This window comes from Campylobacter geochelonis, assembly GCF_013201685.1.
Taxonomy (GTDB): domain Bacteria; phylum Campylobacterota; class Campylobacteria; order Campylobacterales; family Campylobacteraceae; genus Campylobacter_B; species Campylobacter_B geochelonis.
Map to the genome: position 1 here is coordinate 1,200,699 of NZ_CP053844.1, position 17,311 is coordinate 1,218,009.

Below are 17,311 nucleotides of genomic sequence, written 5' to 3' on the forward strand. Positions count from 1 at the left end.
TAGGATTAGGGTTAAGGTTTGGAGTTAGAGTTAGGAACAAAAAAGATAAGGAGTTAGAGTTAGAGTTAGAGTTAGAGTTAAAGTTTGTGGTTATTGTAAAAAGATAAAGAGGTGGAGTATGGGGTTAGAAGTGAAGTATGGGGTTGTGGCTAGTAAGGTGGAAATGAATATTAAATTTATAATAAAGAGTATCGGAAATAAGAGAAGTTGGATTTATGGCTAATGGGTGGAAAGATGTGGAGCAAGAGCGAGGAAAGTGAAGCAAATATTGAATTGGCGGGAAAGGGGAATAAAAGAAATAGTTAAATTTAGATAGGTTTTATCTGCGTACAAGTTCTTGCGCAAACACAATTATAGCTTTTCTAGCATCCTATCGGCGCGCTCCAAAACTCCACACAAATCGCGCCAGTATTTTACTCATTAAAAGTCTATAATCAGCCCAGCCAAACGTATTTTTATGGCTTTCTTGCAATCAACCAAACATCTAGAATTTAAATTTTGCCTTGCAAGTATTATTACATCCATTAAAATTCTGCGATTTTACACTACACAAACCCGATTTTTACACCAAAAAACATATTTTATGCTTAGTAAATTTATATAAATTTTCAAATTTAGATTTTATTTGCCAAACAAAATTTGATTTTTTTAAGATTAAATCATCGCAAACCACAAACATTTAAAATTTAGATTTTAACCAAAACCATATATCTATCTTGCAAATTTCAAAAGCTATATGATTTTAAATTTCTTTCATAAATCCCATCATTCTAATCGGATTTTGATACAAGTCGTATTTAAAAACCTTGCTTGTAATCTCGACTTTTTTTGTATTTTTATCGCTAGAAACTACCCTAAATTCTAGTGCGCAAAACTCGCCTTTAGCCTCAAAACATCTCTCTAAATGAGATAGAAATTTTGCCAAATCATCTTTATATATAAAATCACTCTTAAACCGCTCCATACTAAGCAAAATTTCACTATCTTCTAGCCCCAAAATTCCAGAAAAAACAGAATTTCCACTTATCGTTTGGCTTATGATATCCAAATCCCACGCGCCGATTTCAGCTGAGTTTAAACTACAATTTAGCCACTCGCGGTTTCTGTTTAAATCCTGCTCGATTGAAATTCGCTTTTTTATCTCTTTTTTTAGCAGATAAAGCCAACACCCAAAAACCCCAAGCACAAGCATTCCCACACACACAACTTGCCACACAAGTTTATAGTCAGTCGCTTGCTGATACGCAGGCGGAAACCATTTGCAATGTATGCTTTGCCTTATTTCGCTTGGAATGTTATCAAGTGCTTTTTGTAAAATATCTCTTAAAATCGGCTCTTTTGTAATCGAAGCCATCGCATAATCAAACTTATAATCAGCAACTCCAGAAATAGCCAAATTTCCAAAAGTTCCCTTTTGCAAGGCATAAATTAGTTGCGAAAGGTTATCAACATAAGCAAAAGTTTTGCCAGAAGCTACAAGCTCCAAACCTTGCGATAAATTTTGAGTTTTTACTAAATAAATGTTATCATAATGCTCCTCAAGACGCTGGTTTGCCATGTATTGATCTATCACGGCAACTGTTTTTCCATTTAGCTCCTTTAAGCCATTTACATATCCTGCGGTTTTGTTCGTAACAATCGCAGTCGGAAAAGATAGATATGGCTTTGTGAAATTTAGATACTTAGCCCTTTCTTGCGTTTTTGCAAGACAAGACAAGAAATCAACAGAGCCACTTTTTGCCATATTTGTAACATTTTCCCACGATTTTGCTGTTTTGATTTCAATTTTTACACCAAGAATTTTTTCAATCTCTTTTAGATAATCAATAGCCATCCCTGCAAATTGCCCTTTTTCATCGACAAATTCAAATGGCGCATAGTTACTATCAATGCCAGCGATTATTACCGGATGCGCATCTAGCCATCTTTGCTCAGCTTCGGTTAAATCAAGTTTTGCGAACAACGCTACCTTAAACAAGATGATTAAAAATATTATTTTTCTCATTGCAGCTCTTTTATGATAGTTTTTGGCAAGTTATAGCTAAATTTATTTAATCCATTTTTTGAATCAACGCGGATTGAGATTTTGTATTTTGCGCATATTTTTTTAACCATGCTAAGCCCAAGACCAAAGCCACCGCTGATGTTATCGCCTCTGTGATATTGCTCAAAAATCTTTTGAGTATCGACTATCTCATCGCCTTCATTTTCAAAGCTAAGAGTTGCGCCAAATTTTGTTTTTTCTAAATTTAGGTTTATTTTTCTACCTTGTTTTGTGTATTTTATCGCATTTGAGATGTTGTTATCTATAAATCTTTGTATCTCAAGCGAATTTGCATAAAGAAACATTTTATCGATATGATAAGTAAATTCCAGCTCTTTTACATCGCATAAAATTTGAAAAAATTCTATGCGATACATAATAAGCTCACTTAAATTTATCCACTCTTTTTTATATGCGATTTTTTTATTTTTGATTAGATATTCCATATTTTCATAAATCGATGTGAGGTTTCTAAGTCCACCTTGAGCTCGTTTTAAAGGCATAGAATTTGATAATGTGTTTTCTAAAAACTCTAAATTTATCTGCAAAACCCCAAGCGGCGTTCTTATCTCATGAATCGCATCTTTTAAAAACAAGGCTAAATTTTTACTCATCTCATCATAAGCTTTTTTCGTATGGATATATAAAAAAATCGAGCAAAAAAGCAAAAAAGTCAAAATCAAACCACAAAGCAGATACGCCTTTTGCTTTACGCTTGTGTAATCTATCTTTTTATATAAAACCATCACAACCCTACCTGCATCTAAAAACTGAGCATTATCACAAAATTTAACAACTCCATCTTCTATAATCGCATAGTTTAAAATCCCAATTTTTGGAGCTTTATCGAAAGTAGAGTATAGAATTTTGCCATTTGTGTCTATAATTGCGATTTTATATAAAAATGACTCGAGTGTGCCAAAAAGATCTTCTTTAAAATCTTGTAAATTTTGCTTTGTTTTTGTGATTTTATACGCATAAAGCTCGATATCATGCTTTTCTTTCATCTGCAAAGACAAATTTAGCTCATGCACGTAAAAATACGATAAAAGAGTAAAACCAACCGATATAAACAAGCAGATTATAAATGAGTAAAGTGCGATAGAGCGGTTAATACTTCTCAATCTTATATCCCAAACCTCTTGAGTTTATTATCAAATTTTTATCTGTTTTATCACGAATTCTTTTTATATGCATACGAAAATCAGCCTCAGTTATAAACTCATCGCTCCAAAGTTCGCTTATAATCTCATTTGTGCTTGCAAAACTTCCTTGTCTTTTTATAAGAAAAAGTATGATTTCTAGCTCGATTTTGGTTAGTTTTATCGCTTCATCTTTAAATTTTAGCTCGTTTTTATCGATACAAAACTCAAATCCACAGGCTAAATTTACAACCTTTTTGCTAGTTTTAAACGAAAAGTTATTTATAGCTTGTGTGATTCGGTATTTAAGCTCTTTTAGCGCAAACGGTTTTCTTATATAGTCATTGCACCCAAGTTCATAACCCTTGCTTAAATCCTCAATATCAGTCAAAGAAGTTACTAAGATTATAGGCACTTCAATGCCCTCTTTTCTTGTTAAATTTACTACCTCATATCCAGACATCTTTGGCGTTCTAACATCTAAAAGAAGCAGATCGTAGTTATTATCAAGTATCGCATCCATCGCACTTTTGCCATCTTCAAAGTCATCGACCTCATACTCAAGTAACTCTAAAAAGTCTTTGATGCTAACTCTGTAACTATGATCATCTTCTAATAGTAAAATTTTCATTTTATAAACCTAAATGCTTCTTTTCTAACTCAAACACGCTTGTTAAAAACTCGCCAAACTCAACCCAAATTTTCTCTTTACTGTGAGTTTTTATATCATCTATAAATTTATAAATCCAAACCAAAATATGCTCTTTTAAGAACTCTTTTCTTAACTCTATAAGTTCATCTGCTTGGCTAAATTTCTCATTTTTTAAAGACTCTCTTGCAAGACTTGATATGTAAAAAAGATATTGCAACTCAAATCCTAAAAAATCATCTGGCATATGATCTTTTGCTTGAACTTCTAAACCAACATTTGCATAAATTTCTCTAACTTCATAAGCAAACTCTCTCATCAAAAGCCCTTTTTTAGAGCGATAAACTGATTCAAAAGGCGAAGCTGGTGGTTTTTTAGGACCTATAAAAAGTCTATTGTACTCCCATCTTGCTTCATCTAAATTTATATCATTTAACAGATGTCGCACAAAATCCACGCTTTGTAAATTTAAACTTAAATTTAGTGCTTTTATCTTGACTTTCTCAAAACTATCATGCTTTAACTCGTTAAAAAACAGCTCTCTTAAAAAATCATATGTATTTGAGATATCTGTTTCGTAGTCTAAATTTCTCATGCTTTTCCTTAAAAAAGGTGCCAAATTTGACACCTTTAAATTTATTTAAATATCTTTTTGTAATTTTTCATACCAAAGCGGATGATGACTTTTTACATACTCTTCATCCATTTCTCCAGTTTCAAACATCGCTTTATACGAGCTTTCGTTTGATGGAAGAAGCGCAAAGAACATATGGATAATCAAAACTATAACCAAAATAACAAAGCTAACACTATGAATATCTCTAAGCAAAAGCGTTGTGTTTGCATCAAAAAACATAGGATTTATGTTTCTTAAAGCAAGCAATACTCCACTTATAATCAGCGTTGCCATAGTTAAAAACATAACCCAAGCACTTGCTTTTTGACCGATATTTAGTTTGCCAAATTTTGCTGGTTTATGCTCAAGATAGTGAATTTGCATCTGTTTAATGCCATCAAAAATCGCAGCAACTCCCCATCTGTCTGGGAAAATGTTTAGCTTATTTATCTTACAAATCATACCTAGTAAAAACAAAACCGAAATTATACCTAATAAAAATCCACTACTCCAGTGAATCACGCGCAAAACCATAAGTCCTGAAGCCAAAGCTTCGCCATTACCTAAAAACTCACTTACTGGATAGCCAACAACATAAGCTATAAAATCAAAGCTTTTTGAAAAAAACGGCAACCCACTTAAAATCAAAAGAAAAACAAACAAAATCATATATTTATGATATGCCCTTTCTAAGGGATGATACGCTCTAATTTTTTTCATAATTTCACCTTCTTATCATAATATTGTGCTCTAAATTTAGGATAAAAACGAATCGAAGGCTTAAAGCCTAAATCCTTAAACCCAACACAATCTTTTTGCATTTTAGCACTATCGGCTACAAAAATATCTACAAGCTTAAGCGTATCGCAAGGACAACCAGCCACACAAGCAGGAAGCTCGCCCTCATCTAATCGCTCAGCACAAAGGTTGCATTTTTGGGCTTTTTTATCTTTTCCCATCAAAGTTATAGCACCATAACTGCATGATTGCTCGCAGTATCCACATCCTATACATTTATCGCGATTTATCTCAACTATACCATCTTTTCGTTTACTTATCGCTTCGCTAGGACAGACTCTCATGCACTCTGGTTCTTCGCAATGATGACAAGAGTGTGATAAAAACAGCTCTTTTTCCATACCATCTTCATTTACTATAAATGTATCTACTACACGCCAGTTAATAAATTCATCTTGTTGATGATAGACTTGACAGGCGATTTCGCATGCTTTACAGCCTATACAAAAATTTTGATCGAACAAAAACCCTTTTTGAAATTTTGACATCTTTTACTCCAAATCTGTGCTTTTTGCAACTTCAACATAAGTGGCTGTATAAACAGAACCTTGACCCAAATCGCTAATCCCATCACTACATAAGAAATTCGCTCCCGTTCTGGTTTTAGTAGTTTTTAACCAGATATTATTCCATGCATAGCAAATTCCAGGCTTCATCTGTGAGATAACGCGGACTCTAAAATACGCCGAAGCTAGCTCATTTGTAGCTTTAACCACATCACCCTCTTTTATGCCTCTTGCACTTGTATCGGCTTGTGTCATAAAAATTTCTGGATATCCATCGTATAAAACTCTATGTTTTATGTATTTGACATTTCCCCAGTTTGTGTTATCTTGAAGTTGAGTTCCTGGAGTCATGAAATAAAGTGGGTATTTTTTAAGATACTCTTCTCCAAAATCTTTATTATTTTTATACCAGTCTTCATCAGTTCCTAAGTCAATCACCGGATGAAAACCCTCATCTTTAAAGTGTTGTGAATACAACTCACACTTACCACTTGGAGTTTTAAAAACCAAATTTCCCTCTTCATGATATGGATAGTACGGGAAGTGCTCTTTCATAGTTTGTGGAGTTCTTATTGGTTTGATTTGACCTTTAACAACCGCTCTTTCATAGTCTATGTTTTGCTCTTTATTAAATTTAGTATCAAGCATCGTGCTTAATATATATCTGCTATCCCAGTCAAAACACTCATCAGTAAAGCCCATCGCTTTTGCTATACCGTTAAAAATTTCTAAGTTTGTCTTAGACTCTCCTACAAGTTTTGCTGCTGCTGCGTTATAACAGATAAAGCCCGAAACTTGGTCATTTTGTATATCTTCTGATTCTAAAAACGTTCCAGCCGGCATAACAATATCAGCATAATCAACAGTATCAGTATCAAAAGGATCAAGCACTAGTAAAAATAAATCATCTTGCAAAAGGCGTTTTTTAATTAGCGCTGTATTTGGCGCTGTTACCATCAAATTTGTGTTGTAGTTGATAACTGCTCTAATGACGGTTTTAAGCTTAACTTCTTTATATGAATCAGAACTTGTATCAAGACTGGTTGGGTTATCCGTGCGAAGCGCTCTACCAAATTGAACGTAGTTTGCAGTTTGACGTTCGATTTTTTTGCCGTTTTCATCTTTTGGAGAAAGATCTGGCATAACTTTATCAAAGTCATAGCAAGGAGTTAAATTTGTATAAGCCCAGAAAAGTCCAGCACCTGGTTTTGTCAAAGCGCCTATTAAAACAGGTAAAAACGTAACCGCTCTAACTAGTCTTGCTCCGTTAAAATGCCTTTGTCCGCCATCGCCATGGCTAATTGCAGGAGCTTTTGCCTTAGCATACTCTCTTGCAAAAGTTACAATCTCATCAACCTTTATACCACAAAAATCTGCTAAATACTCAAGAGTATACTCTTTAGTTTCTGCTACTAAATCATCAAAGCCCATAGTGTATTTTTCAACAAATTCTTTATCGTATAAATTCTCTTCGATTAGTACTTTACATACTCCAAGACAAAATGCTGAATCTGTGCAAGGCTTTAGTTGGATAAACATATCAGAGTGATTTGCCATCGGCGTTCTGATGGTATTAATTGTGATTAGTTTGCCGCCTCTTCTTCTTACATCTTGCCCTATTTTTGCCCAGTGAACGGCTGTGTAGGCTTCGTTTGAACCCCATGTTATATACATATCACTTTGGTTAAACTCTAGTGCATCTTTTGAAAATGAAGTTCCTATAACGCTTGGAGTTCCAGCATATCGCGGCCAATCACACGGGTTTCTAACTAGCCTTGTTGCGCCGATTTTTTCAAAAAAATTACCAGGAGCTATGGTTTTACTGATATGTCCTTCATTTCCTGAGTATACAAACTCAGCAATAGCTTCGCCACCATACTCTTTAATTATCTCATTAAATTTAGTAGCAGTTAAGCTAAAAGCTTCATCCCAACTGATTCTCTCCCATTTGCCCTCGCCTTTTTTACCAGCTCGTTTCATAGGATATAAAATTCTATCAGTTGCATAAAGATACTCTCTGTATGTATGACCCTTGCAACAGGCTGTTCCTTGCGTAACTGGATGCCACTTAGCGCCTTTGATGTCTATCATAACTCCATCTTGAACTTCAGCTACCAAACAACACGCATCTCTACAGTTTCTAGGACAGGTTACATAGTGAAATTTAGAATCCCCTCTTGGCTTTTTAGGTTTAAAAAGCACCTCTTCATCTTTTATAGAAGTCATCCCAAAAAGCGGCACGCTCACACCAAGCGCGCCTATGCCTTTTAAGAAATCTCTACGGTTAGCATTTTGCATAGATTTCTCCTTTATTTTGGCTATTTAAGCTCAAACATTATATTTTTGCCATTTTGATAGCTAACAGCTTTCAAAACACCATCTACAAACTCAAGTCCTCTTAAATTTACTATCACTTCTGGATATGAATACGCTTCAACGATTTCATCTGTTTTAGTATCGATTACAACGATAGTGTTGTAATTTTTGCTCGCTGCATAAATCATTCCATCTTTTATAGCCATCGCTGTTATATAAAGCTCACCAAGCTCTCTTTTATCTTTTAAAGTAACATTTGATGCTAATTCTGGGATAATCTCAGCTGAGATTTTATCATCGGCATTTAGCTGTTTGATAAGAATGAAGCTTTTTTGCAAGTTATCTGGAACTGTAATCGCGTAGCTGTATTTTTCATCTGCTACAAAACTAGCTATATAGCTTGTTTTTGATCTTGTAGTTACTAAGTTATCACGCGCAACTTTACTAAATTTATCGCCACCTTCGTAAAAGTCAGCAAAGCCAGCCACTTCATCTGCTTTATCATCTTGTTTAACTGTGATAAAAGCTTTGTTATATCCCATAACCTTGATATTATCCCCCATAAAATCAACTCCAACGAAATTTAATACCGTTGGAAAATATAGATGATCTAGCACAAAATGATTACTTATAGTTTTTAAATTTTTATCTGCTAAATACAATCCCCAATCTTGCGTAGCGATGGCAAATTTTTGTGTTTTTTCATCATAGCTAATCGCACTTATTGGCGAATTTAGGTCTAAATTTAGCTCTGTTTTAGAAGCGATATTTAAAGCTTTGTTGATATTTAGTGGTGAGTTTTGCGCTTTATGATCAAATGCGAAATTTGATGATTTACCAGCTAAATCAGGCTTATCAACACCCATAGCACCACGTAAACTTGGATCTGAGAAAAGATTTCCTAATGCTGAGTTCCATGAGATATATTTTGGATTTAGTGTAAATCTTGTTGGGCTATCAGCTCCAGTAAATGGCGGAGGTCCGACCATAACTAAGGCTTGAAATGCATTTGAAGCAACTATAACGAAAAACACAACAAATGCAACTTTGTCTATTTTGTTAAGTTTTCGCTCTGTTGTTGCTGCGCTTAAACTAGAAAATGATGGCGCGCAAAATAGAAGTATAAGCGCAAAAATCACAATCACAGCCCACATAACAATGCCAGCCCAAATTTGAGTATGAAGCCCAAATATCATCAAGGCTTGACCTTGCCCAACATCGAGCGTAGCATAAATTCCAAAATGCCAAAAAGCATTCCAAATACCATAAGCAGCGGCTAAAAGCATTAGCGCAACGTATTTAAATTTAAGCCCATATCGCACGATAAATAGCGCGCACAAAGCGATAACTATCATCATAATTCTAAGAGCCCAGCAACTAGTACATGGTGAATCTTTTAAAATATAGCCTAAAATAACATTTGCAATCCCAACAGGAAGTGCGATGATACCGATAACCGCAAGTGACATAAGGTTATAAAATTTGTTTGTATTTTGCATATTTTATCCTTATAGATTCATAGGCGGTAATAAGAAAAATTGTATATCAATAGCGAAAAATATAAACGCTATGACAACAAAAACAGCCGCTAACAAGTTAAAAGCCAAACTCTCTTTTTTGGGCTTTTTATAGATAAGAAATGCTACAAATAGCATAACAATCAACTCAAGAAATTCCATCTAATCTCCTTAATGTGGATTTGATTAAAGAAATCTTAACAATTGAATGTAATATTAACGTAACATAAATTTTAAAGAAATGCCAAATTTAGTCTAAATTTTAAAAAAAATAAAATCGATTTTTATGATTTTTACCGTGTGATTTATAAAAATGAAGTTATAAAACAAAGCGTTATTAGCGCGCGCACTATCAAATTCTAGCGATGCGTAAAATGTGGCTAAAAAATAGTGCTATTATCAGCGATATTAAATTAAAATACTTTTCGCAAAATGCGATTCTTCGTTTAAGCCTTTTCTAGCTTCGATAGTTTTACTCATAACTATTTTAAGAGTAAAATTTAAGCATATGTTAATGTCACAACTCTAAGATAGGCATTAAAGTTTTGCAATGGCTACGAATGGCGACAATGATAATGTCAAATTTAAACAAAACGAGTGTTAAAAAGTGAAAAATTTATGCAATATATCTGCAGATATAACCAAATTTAGCATAAAACAGGCAAAAAATAGTTTGAGTTAAATCGGTTGTGGTTTAACAACTTGCACTAGGCTGTGATTTTGATGAGTTGGTGTTAAAATACATTGTAATTTACAAATGAGTTTAAGTGTGATATGCCAAATTTATGATAAATATAAAAGAGTTAGATTTGCGACTCTTTTATTTATGTAAGTTAGAAAAAATTAAAACTTAAGTTTATATACTAAATTTATAAGCAATTTTGCGCGTAAAATAGACAAACAAACATTTTGCTATAAAATTTAAAATCCAAATTTGATAAATTTAGCTAAATTTTAGGCGTTTTTGTTAGTTTTACAAAGCCAGTTTCTGGACTTATGGTTATAATCGCCTCTTCGTCTGGATTTATAGCTGAGTTTGCATTTTGCAAAGTTATAGTACAATCAGCAGTTATCAACCTATCTACTGGATTTGTTGCGCCCCCGCCAGCAGTTGTGCTAACTTTTAACATAGGTCTGCCTTTTTCATCAAAAGAGATTGAGATGTTGCTTCTTCTTCGACCACTACAATCATTTCCAAATATAACGTTTGTAACGCCAAATTTAGAACCTAAATTCATCTTTTTATTTATTTTTTGCAAATCTGCATTAGATATACCACCCCAACCTCCGCTTAGATATCTGTTTGAATTTTGCGGGTCTTTTGCTACTTCAGCGGCTGAGTTTAAATTCCCACTTTTGCTAGTATCTGCATAAACATGATATCTCCATTCAGTAGTATTATTAACTCTAGCGTTATTAAACTCAATTGTCCATCTTTCTTTAAACCACGTAGTATCATTTGCATCAAATTTATTATCCATCATAGCAAGGTGTTGAGTGTATCTGATGTGAGAAACTATCTGATTTGCAGCTTCAAGAAGTGCATTTCGCTCCAGTCTTGGTATAACAAGAGCAGATAAAATGCCAACAACAACGATAACAAGGACTAGTTCCATAAGAGTAAAAGCTTTTATATATTTTATTTTCATAGAGCTATTATATCATAAATATATAATAAACTTATCACTAAACGAAATTAATAGCCAAAATAAAGTACTTAATATAAAAATTAATAATATATTTTAAGGATTTGTAGGATTTACCGCGCTTACATATCCAGTTTCTGGTCTGATTGTTATGACAGCTCGTTTTCCATCATCATTATTTATAGCAATGGTGCAATCATCATTTCCAGTTATCATCCTATCTACTGGATTTGTTGCACCACCAGCTGTGCTAACTTGCAACATCGGTCTTCCTTTTTCATCAAAAGAGATACCAGTAGTTCCAGCGCAACTACCGCCAAACACAACGCCAGTAACGCCAAATTTATTACCTAAATTCATCTTTTTGCTTAAAACAGAATCTGCCGCACCGGTAAAACCAGAGCTTAACACTCTGTTTGGATTTTGTGGATCTTTTGCTACTTCGCCGATATCGCTTACAGCCCCATCGTGATTTTTATCTTGAAAAACATCATATCGCCAAGAATTACCATTATTAAATGCTATTGTCCATCTACTTTTAAACCAAGTTGCATCATTTGCGTTAAATTTATTATCCATCATAGCAAGATGTTGAGTGTATCTGATGTGAGAAACTATCTGGTTAGACGCTTCAAGAATCGCGTTTCGCTCCAACCTTGGTATAACAAGAGCGGATAAAATACCCACAACAACAATAACAAGAACCAACTCCATAAGAGTAAATGCTTTATAAATTACAGTTTTCATGGGTTGCTATTATACCATATTTTCTAAAAAACATAAAATTTATCTACCAATGTATCAAATTTATATATTTTTATACTAAATTTAGCGTTTTGTGGGCGAATTCTACTCATATATAAATTTGGACTAGCTTTTATACCATAAAATTTAAGTCTTAGTCCTAAACGCGAATCAACAGCCTTAACACTATAAATTTGCTTTTCTTTTAGCTTTTGCGCAAGTTCTTTGGCAATATCGTAATTATATATAAAGTGCTTTTGCGGTTCATTTTTAAAAAACAGAGGATACAGAATTTGATTAAACACGACAAAAGATGAATTTATAAGTAAAAACAGCATAACAACAACGACTAAAAAAGTATGCTTTGTCCTAAAACGCGGCAGTCTTATGCGATATGAGTTAAAAAATACTCTAACTAAAAGAGGAACTGATACAACCGCATATGGCAAAAACTCATCTAGCTCAACCCTTTGCCTTAAAGATAGCAAAGAAGCGATACAAAATGCCGATATACAAACAAACCAAAGTAGATTTTTTCTCTCTTTTATCCAAATTCTATACATCACATATATGAAAAACAAAAAAAGAAACGGTGAAAAAACAGCAGAATAAACCCCAATTGTATCTATAAAAAAGCCTTTTGGTTTGCCTTGTATATCAAAATCATAAAAAAGCAAGGCAGATACAAAACACAAAAAAGATATCGTAGATAAAATCTTGTTTTTCCTATAAATCCCATACAAAAAAGCGCCAACATAAAGCACTACAAAAGATTTATCTATCGCCGTAGTTACTAAAAGTGTGATTATAAGGGCGATGTTGTTTCTAGTCTCGCTAAAATAAACAGCTAAAAGCGTGAAAAATATAATAACACCAGCTAAATTTACTAAAATCGCACTCGCCATAACTCCAGGTAGAAACATATACAAACTAACGCTAATAAGCCTGTCAAGCTTTCTTTTTAGCATAGTTTTTGAGATTTTATATATAAGAATGGAGTTGAAAAAATGGATAAGTAAAAACGGCGCTCTTAAAGCAAAGTCGTTTTGACCAAAAAATTTACACGATAAATTCGCTAGTAAACTGACTAAATTTTGTTTTTCATAGTAAATTTCTGCCTCATAAAAACTAATGCTTAAATTTGAAACACTATAAAGTAAAAATAACAAATTTAGCCCAAATATGGCAAGGAAGATTAGATTTTCGTTATTATATAGTTTTTGCATATTTGTTTAACAACCAGATAAAAACTAACGATAAAGCAACTACAACAGATAAAAATGTAAGAAACAAACTCCATCCTCCAGTTCTATAAAATACTCCAGGAACAAAGCTCCCAAGCGCTCCACCAGCGTAGTAAAAGCTGATATAAAGTCCATTTGCTATGGCTTTGTGGTTTTGAGCCATTTTGTTTACATAAGCAGAAGCTGCCACATGTGCTAAAAAATTTCCTAAACAAAAGATAATCATCGCGCCAAATAAAACATATAAATTTTCAAAACGTAAAATTTGAATACTAAATATATAAATCAAAACTCCCACCATAATGGCATTTGGCGAGGTTTTTAAAATCTCAACTATCTTTTTAATGTTAAAAGAGATTAAAACTCCAACAATATAACCAAAATACATAATACCAGTTTTTGAGCCACTATAACCGCCATCTAAAATCATAAGTTCAAATGGCAAGAAATTTAGCACCGCCTGAAATGTGAAAAAAACACAAAAAATCGCTAAATAAATATAGCAATTATGTTTGATTTTAAAAGTTGTTATGATATCGCTAAGCTTTGGTTTTATATAGTTTGGATTTGCATCGCCAGAAATTCTAGTAAGCAGCAAGGTTGCTATTAACAGTAAAATTCCTAAAACAACAAAGAAAAATCTCCAACCAAACAAATCTGTAAAAAATCCAGACAAAAACCTGCCAACAAATCCGCCTATTATCGTGATACCTATATATACGCCAATCGCGCTTGAAACCTTGCTTGGATGCGAGTTTTGAGAGATATAACTCATAATCCCAGTTAGTGCAGCTGGCGCTATAAGACCTTGCGCGGCTCGTATGTTTAAAAGAACAAGATATGTAGAAGAAAATGCAAAAGCAAGCTCTAAAATGCCAAAGAGTAAAAATGCCACTACAAGTATTTTTTTAATCGAGAATTTCTCTAAAAAATACCCATAAACTATCGAAGCTACCGCAAGTGGTGCTAAGATAGATGTTGTAAACAAAGACGCTTCAAATTTGCTAACTTTTAGCATTTCTTCAAAAAGCGGCTGTAGTGGCTGCGTAGCATACATAACGCACAGCGTTAAAGCCGTGCATATATACATTATCGCGATATCTACTCTTTTCATCACCTGCCTTAAATTTTAATATCCCAACAAAACTCTATCCAGTCGTTTGCTTCATTTATACTAAATTCTGGCTTTACCAACGCATGGTGTTTATAAAATATAGTTGCTACTTTAAACTCAGCATCTGGATATTTCTCTTTTAAAACCCTTTTTATCTCAACCATACTTTCGCCGCTATCGATGATATCATCTACTATTAAAATTTTTTTGAATTTACTTAAATCTGGCAAATTAAAGACTTCAACCGTGTCAAGCTTTTTTGTATCATCATAATGGATAGAATTTAGCGCAAATAAATTCCTACTCTCTAACGCGATTGCTAAATAATGCCCTATCGTCATTCCACCCCTTGCGATAGCTACAAAAGCATCTGGGTTAAACTCATCCCTTACCCTTTTTGCAAGGGATTTTACATCTTTTTCAAATTCGTCATAACTATAATATCTCATACTCATCTCACTATAAATGATAATAAACTAATCGCAGCTAGCACGATTATACCTAAATTTAAATACTCAAATTCTCTTTTCACAAGCCTAACAAAAAAGTAAGCTATAAACCCAAACGCAAGTCCAGTTGTTATCGAATAAGTTAGCGGCATTAAAATAACTATAAAAAATACAGCCAAAACTATCGCACTATCGCTATAATCAACCTTTCCAAGCTCTGAAAACATAAGCACACCGACCATTATTAAAACTGGATAAATGGCATTTGCAGGAATTGCGCTAAAAAGCGGAAGCATAAAAAGGGTTAAAACAAAAAATAGCCCCGTAAATACCGCCGTAAGTCCGGTTCTTCCACCCTCTTCAACACCGCTTGCACTTTCTGCAAACGCTGTTGTTGTAGAAACTCCTAAAAGCGAGCCAGCCACAGTAGCAGCCGCGTCTGCTTCAAGTGTTTTTTCTAATTTTTTTACACCATCAATGGCATTTTTATCAAAGATATTTGCCCTATTTCCAACGCCTGAAAGAGTGCCAAGCGAGTCAAATAAATCTGTTATAAAAAATGTGATGATAACTGGCAAAAGCGATAAAGAAAATGCACTTGCAATATCAAGTTTTAAAAAAATCGGTGCGATTGAAGATGGCATTGAAAAAAACTCAGTTGGATATGGCGCAACGCCCGTAATCCACGCTACAATCGAAGTTGCAAACACAGCGACTATAAACGCACCTTTGATTTTTAACGCCCAAAAAACCACTACAAAAAAGAGTCCTAAAACTCCGATTAGGATATTTGCATCATTTAAATTTCCAAGTCCTACAAGTGTGGCATCATTATGCACGATTAGCCCCATTTGTTTAAGCCCAACAAATGATATAAATGTCCCAATTCCCGCACTTATAGCACGTCGCAAATCCATAGGAATGCTTTTTAAAACCCAAATTCTAAAATTTGTAAAACAAAGAGCTAAAAATATAATACCACTTAAAAACACTATTCCAAGCGCAGTTTCCCAAGGAATTTTCATACCTAAAACTAGCCCAAATGTAAAGTAAGCATTAAGCCCCATTCCAACGCTCATCGCAACTGGTGTGTTAGCCCAAAGTCCATTTAAAATAGTTGAAAATATAGTAATCCACGCAGTAGCCGCAATCAAAGCGTGTATCGGCATACCAGCCTCGCTCATAATAGTAGCATTTACAGGTATGATATACATCATCGTTAAAAAGGTGGTAAACCCTGCACTAGCCTCTTTGGCAACTGTTGTTTGATGCTCTTTTAACTTAAATAAATTCATCTTAATAAACCTCTATTTCATTATATAAACTATCTCTTTGAACAGGTATAAACCCAGAAGTTTTAATCAACTCTATAAAGTCTTTCATCGTTGTTCCATGCGAGCTTGCCGCTCCAGCGCTACTTTGAATGGACTCTTTTTCTATCGTTCCATCCAAATCATCACAGCCAAACTCTTGAGCTACCATAGCTAAATTTATAGTTGAAGTCGCCCAATAAGCCTTGATGTGAGCCACATTATCAAGCATAAGCCTTGAAATCGCCATTGTTTTTAAAATCTCAACCGAGCCAAGAAATTTATCTATCTTAAGATAGTTGTTATTTCTTTGATAAACAAGCGGGATAAAGGCGTTAAAGCCACCTTTTTTGTTTTTTATAGCCTCATCTTGAACGGCTCTAATTCTAAGGATGTGATCTATCCTATGACACCTTTCTTCGATATGCCCAAAAAGCATAGTAGCATTGCTCTCTTTTCCCATCGAGTGCCAAATACGGTGAATTTCTAACCATTCATCACTTTTTACCTTGCCATTACAGACTTTTTTTCTAACCTCTTCATCAAAGATTTCAGCTCCGCCACCTGGCATCGAATCCACGCCATTTTCAACCATAGTGCGTAAAATCTCTTCGTAACTAAGCCCATGTTTTCGGCGCAAAAAATCAACCTCCGCAGCCGTCATCGCCTTAACATGCAAAAATGGATATTTTTCTTTTATCATTTTAAAGATATCTAAATACCACTGCCAAGTTACATTTGGATTGTGAGCCGATACGATATGAATCTCTTTTGTGCCTCTTTTTACCGTGTCATCGACTATATTCATAATCTCTTCATGGCTCATTGTGTAGGCATGCTCATTTTTTCTATGCGATGAAAAAGCACAGAACAAACAGACATCTGCACATAAATTTGTTGGATTTATGTGGCGATTTACATTAAAATAGACCTTTTTTCCATTTATCTCTTCTCTTATTTTATTAGCAAATTTACCAAGAGTAAAAAGATCTAACTCATAGAGCTTAAGCCCATCTTCATAGCTTAACCTCTCGCGGTTTTTAAGTTTTTCTAAAATTTCCATAAAATTTTGTAGCCTTATAAAAATATTTGTGTATTATATGAGTTTTGCACTTAAAAAAAGGTTTTTTTATTGATTAAATTTAGAATTTAGTTCAAAATTTAGGTTATTAATCTATTTGATGTATAATAACAGATTAAATGAATTTACAAACGA

General features: G+C 33.9%; 16 protein-coding genes. All 16 read right to left on the reverse strand.

The annotated features are described in order from the left end of the window. Nucleotides 1–742 precede the first annotated feature (742 nt). The 16 genes from CGEO_RS05525 to mqnE all read right to left on the reverse strand — a co-directional run bounded on the left by CGEO_RS05525 (nt 743) and on the right by mqnE (nt 17,158). Nucleotides 743–2,005 carry a transporter substrate-binding domain-containing protein gene (locus CGEO_RS05525; RefSeq protein WP_075531582.1) on the reverse strand — a complete coding sequence of 421 codons (1,263 nt, stop codon included), beginning with the start codon at nt 2,003–2,005 and terminating at the stop codon, nt 743–745. After that, nucleotides 2,002–3,168: a sensor histidine kinase gene (locus CGEO_RS05530; RefSeq protein ID WP_075531583.1), complete on the reverse strand. Its 1,167-nt coding sequence runs from the start codon at nt 3,166–3,168 to the stop codon at nt 2,002–2,004. The genes CGEO_RS05525 and CGEO_RS05530 overlap by 4 nt, the downstream gene beginning before the upstream one ends. Next, nucleotides 3,155–3,817 (reverse strand): response regulator transcription factor, encoded by a 663-nt coding sequence (locus CGEO_RS05535; protein ID WP_075494474.1) that lies wholly within the window; start codon nt 3,815–3,817, stop codon nt 3,155–3,157. Before CGEO_RS05535 ends, CGEO_RS05530 begins: the two co-directional genes overlap by 14 nt. A 1-nt stretch (nt 3,818) precedes the next feature. Further along, entirely contained in the window at nt 3,819–4,430 is a 612-nt protein-coding gene (locus tag CGEO_RS05540; RefSeq protein WP_075494473.1) for a TorD/DmsD family molecular chaperone, read from the reverse strand. A gap of 45 nt (nt 4,431–4,475) precedes the next feature. Continuing rightward, nucleotides 4,476–5,171: a cytochrome b/b6 domain-containing protein gene (locus CGEO_RS05545; protein ID WP_075494472.1), complete on the reverse strand. Its 696-nt coding sequence runs from the start codon at nt 5,169–5,171 to the stop codon at nt 4,476–4,478. Then, nucleotides 5,168–5,737, reverse strand: coding sequence for a 4Fe-4S dicluster domain-containing protein (locus CGEO_RS05550; RefSeq protein ID WP_075540365.1), 570 nt, complete (start codon nt 5,735–5,737; stop codon nt 5,168–5,170). Before CGEO_RS05550 ends, CGEO_RS05545 begins: the two co-directional genes overlap by 4 nt. A 3-nt stretch (nt 5,738–5,740) precedes the next feature. Continuing rightward, the gene (locus tag CGEO_RS05555; protein WP_075494470.1) at nt 5,741–8,053 is read right to left on the reverse strand and encodes a molybdopterin-containing oxidoreductase family protein; all 2,313 of its coding nucleotides are present in this window, start codon (nt 8,051–8,053) and stop codon (nt 5,741–5,743) included. A 20-nt stretch (nt 8,054–8,073) separates the two neighbouring features. Beyond that, nucleotides 8,074–9,570 carry a disulfide bond formation protein B gene (locus tag CGEO_RS05560; RefSeq protein WP_075540364.1) on the reverse strand — a complete coding sequence of 499 codons (1,497 nt, stop codon included), beginning with the start codon at nt 9,568–9,570 and terminating at the stop codon, nt 8,074–8,076. Between the two features lie 9 nt (nt 9,571–9,579). After that, complete coding sequence (locus CGEO_RS05565) at nt 9,580–9,750, reverse strand: dihydroneopterin aldolase (protein WP_106380131.1); 171 nt, start codon at nt 9,748–9,750, stop codon at nt 9,580–9,582. A gap of 785 nt (nt 9,751–10,535) precedes the next feature. Beyond that, on the reverse strand, nt 10,536–11,237 hold the full coding sequence (locus tag CGEO_RS05570; protein ID WP_165589844.1) for a prepilin-type N-terminal cleavage/methylation domain-containing protein: 702 nt from the start codon (nt 11,235–11,237) through the stop codon (nt 10,536–10,538). A gap of 93 nt (nt 11,238–11,330) precedes the next feature. Next, nucleotides 11,331–11,981, reverse strand: coding sequence for a prepilin-type N-terminal cleavage/methylation domain-containing protein (locus tag CGEO_RS05575; RefSeq protein WP_075540363.1), 651 nt, complete (start codon nt 11,979–11,981; stop codon nt 11,331–11,333). Between the two features lie 23 nt (nt 11,982–12,004). Beyond that, nucleotides 12,005–13,204, reverse strand: coding sequence for an ArnT family glycosyltransferase (locus tag CGEO_RS05580; protein WP_075540362.1), 1,200 nt, complete (start codon nt 13,202–13,204; stop codon nt 12,005–12,007). Further along, nucleotides 13,188–14,336 (reverse strand): MFS transporter, encoded by a 1,149-nt coding sequence (locus CGEO_RS05585; protein ID WP_075494466.1) that lies wholly within the window; start codon nt 14,334–14,336, stop codon nt 13,188–13,190. Before CGEO_RS05585 ends, CGEO_RS05580 begins: the two co-directional genes overlap by 17 nt. An 8-nt stretch (nt 14,337–14,344) precedes the next feature. Next, a complete protein-coding gene (locus CGEO_RS05590; protein ID WP_075494465.1) occupies nt 14,345–14,785 on the reverse strand; it encodes a phosphoribosyltransferase in 441 nt (146 codons plus the stop codon). Nucleotides 14,786–14,787: 2 nt separating this feature from the next. Continuing rightward, nucleotides 14,788–16,080, reverse strand: a complete 1,293-nt coding sequence (locus CGEO_RS05595) for an NCS2 family permease (protein ID WP_075494464.1) — start codon at nt 16,078–16,080, stop codon at nt 14,788–14,790. Nucleotide 16,081: 1 nt separating this feature from the next. Continuing rightward, nucleotides 16,082–17,158 (reverse strand): aminofutalosine synthase MqnE, encoded by a 1,077-nt coding sequence (gene mqnE, locus CGEO_RS05600; RefSeq protein ID WP_075494463.1) that lies wholly within the window; start codon nt 17,156–17,158, stop codon nt 16,082–16,084. Nucleotides 17,159–17,311 lie beyond the last annotated feature (153 nt).